General features: G+C 60.8%; 3 protein-coding genes and 1 pseudogene. 1 reads left to right on the top strand and 3 read right to left on the bottom strand.

Annotated features, from left to right (window positions below):
* Positions 1-180: pseudogene (locus tag AC1DYI_RS34000) on the top strand (hypothetical protein); the annotation flags it as partial.
* A gap of 23 nt (positions 181-203) precedes the next feature.
* Here the strand turns inward: AC1DYI_RS34000 and AC1DYI_RS33995 are convergent.
* From AC1DYI_RS33995 to AC1DYI_RS33985, 3 genes are all read right to left on the bottom strand, one after another.
* Positions 204-725 carry a hypothetical protein gene (locus AC1DYI_RS33995; RefSeq protein ID WP_477208516.1) on the bottom strand — a complete coding sequence of 174 codons (522 nt, stop codon included), beginning with the start codon at positions 723-725 and terminating at the stop codon, positions 204-206.
* Between the two features lie 106 nt (positions 726-831).
* Positions 832-1248 carry a hypothetical protein gene (locus AC1DYI_RS33990; RefSeq protein WP_477208515.1) on the bottom strand — a complete coding sequence of 139 codons (417 nt, stop codon included), beginning with the start codon at positions 1246-1248 and terminating at the stop codon, positions 832-834.
* Positions 1249-1351: 103 nt separating this feature from the next.
* Entirely contained in the window at positions 1352-1933 is a 582-nt protein-coding gene (locus AC1DYI_RS33985; protein ID WP_477208514.1) for a GNAT family N-acetyltransferase, read from the bottom strand.
* Between the last annotated feature and the right edge of the window lie 81 nt (positions 1934-2014).

Genomic DNA, 2014 nt, shown 5'->3' with positions numbered 1-2014 from the left:
GACCGCGTTCGCGCAGTTTCGATGCTGTCGACCATGGTGGGCGGGTTGATCCTAGCCCGAGCCACAGCGCGCGGATTGCCTGAGCTATCGGACGAGATCCTCACGATCTTGCGTCAGCATCTCGTGGCCACATGGGGCCTCGACCGACACAACGCGGACGGGGGCGATCAAAGCTGCTGATGCGCGCGCGATCGGTGCCTCGGCTAGGCCCCAGTGGGGTACACGTGCGCAAGTATTCGTTCCGCCGCTTGATCAGGCGTGAGGTGGGTCACGTCGAGGTTCAAGGTTGCAAGACCCTGCGGACGCAGCACGATCGCCTCCGTGGCTTTCCTTCGGGCCTCGTTGGGATCGATCTCTTTGAAGGCTTCCGCTCGGCCAGGAGACGTTGCTCGTCGTGCTGCCTCTTCGGGATCGATTTGCAGGCGGACCGTGCACAAGCGTGCTCCGCGTTCAACGGCGGTGCGTCGCACGTCTTCGAAGACCTCGTGGTGCCTTGGGATTCCCTCCAGCAGTTCATTGGTGAAGATGAAGGTCCGTCCGGGTTTGGCAAGATCTCGCACAGTCTCCAGTACGGCCGATCGGACGCGCGAAATCTTCTCCCAGACCGCGGGCACAAGCGGGGTGACTCCGTCTGGGTCGATGAGCGCGAAGATGACGTTGTTGATGTGGTGGTTGTCGACGATGACGCAGCTGTGGCGCCTCTGGATTGCCTTGGCAATCGTCAACTTCCCGCATCCTGCGATGCCCAGAAGATAGATGAAAGTACCGTTCGGAGGGTTCATCTGGAGGCCCAACGGTCGACGCAAGTGGCGGAGGGGTCAGGCAGCGGTCTCACTTGGCCCGACCTGACTTGTTGAGTGGGAAGGCCTCGAACGGAGGGCAGTCGCCGGCTGCCGCCACCAAGCGCCGAGACTCATACAAGCAACTGACCGAACGAGAACCGTCGGGGTCGAGGCCAACGTAGCTGATGACTTGACCATTCCGATAGGTGGCCTTGGCCAGCAAGAAGCGATTTGACAACCACACGTTCTGGCATCCGGAGAACGCGGCATCAATGGCCGGCGCATCGGGAAAGATTCGGAGATCAACCCCGTGGGTGGCCGCTGTCACGGCCTTGGGATGGACTGCTTGCAGGCTGCAAAACTGGCCCGCGTTTGCAACAGTCTTTCCTGACACTGGCAGAGCTAGCGACAGTGCAAGGAACGCCGCAACGATAGGATGCAGAAGCTTGATGGCGGCGGAGGTCATATCACGCAGTTCTTCGACAAGAGCCTGGTGGTCCTCTGCGGACTAGCGCTCGAGGTAGGCGGCGTCTTGCGGCTTGCAGCAAGACGCCTCCTTGACTGAGGGGCTAGGCGTCGCTGTTGACCTTTGGTCCATGGATTCGCTCCCAGTCCTTGAACAAGAGACCGTATAGCAATGTGTCTGATTTCTCCCCATTGACGATCCAGCGCTCTCGGAGGTGCCCCTCGCGTACGAAGCCAAGCCGCTCAAGCGTTGCGATTGAGCGCGCGTTCCGCGGGTCAGTATCAGCTTCAAGTCGGTTGAGACCGAGTTCATGGAAGGAGTATTGAACCAAGGCACCAAGCGCTTCGGCCATGTAGCCGTTGCGCCAGGCATGAGCCCCAAGGACGAATCCAATCTCCGCGCGCCCATTGGGCTCAGAAAGGTCGTACAACGTGCATGTGCCGACGACCATGCCAACATCGCGCGGAACGATGCCAAGGCATAAGTGCTTGCCTGTGCTCACCCCAGGCTGACCCTGCTCGATCAGTGCCGTCGCTTGCTCAAGCGAAGCCCAGGGAGGCATGTTCGAGTACCGCATCACCTCCGCGTCGGAGTGAACTGCAAGCAGGGCTGCGGCATCTGGTGGCTCCAGGGGGCGAAGCAGCAAGCGTGCAGTCTGCAGCAGGACTTTGTCGAAGGCGGGCATGGCAAAGGATGGCGATGCTTAACGTTCGACGTAAGGGGCCTGCCGTAGGCAGGTCCCCTTGAGGGAGGGGTTGGGCGTCAC

This window comes from Ideonella sp. P3_A4 (assembly GCF_056403075.1).
The sequence above is the reverse complement of the archived record's forward strand: the minus strand, read 5'-3'. Positions and strand labels throughout refer to the sequence as shown.

Coding starts and splice junctions, on each gene's coding strand:
- AC1DYI_RS33985 (WP_477208514.1), bottom strand. CDS start 1,933: ATGCCCGCCTTCGACAAAGTCCTGCTGCAGACTGCACGCTTGCTGCTT.
- AC1DYI_RS33990 (WP_477208515.1), bottom strand. CDS start 1,248: ATGACCTCCGCCGCCATCAAGCTTCTGCATCCTATCGTTGCGGCGTTC.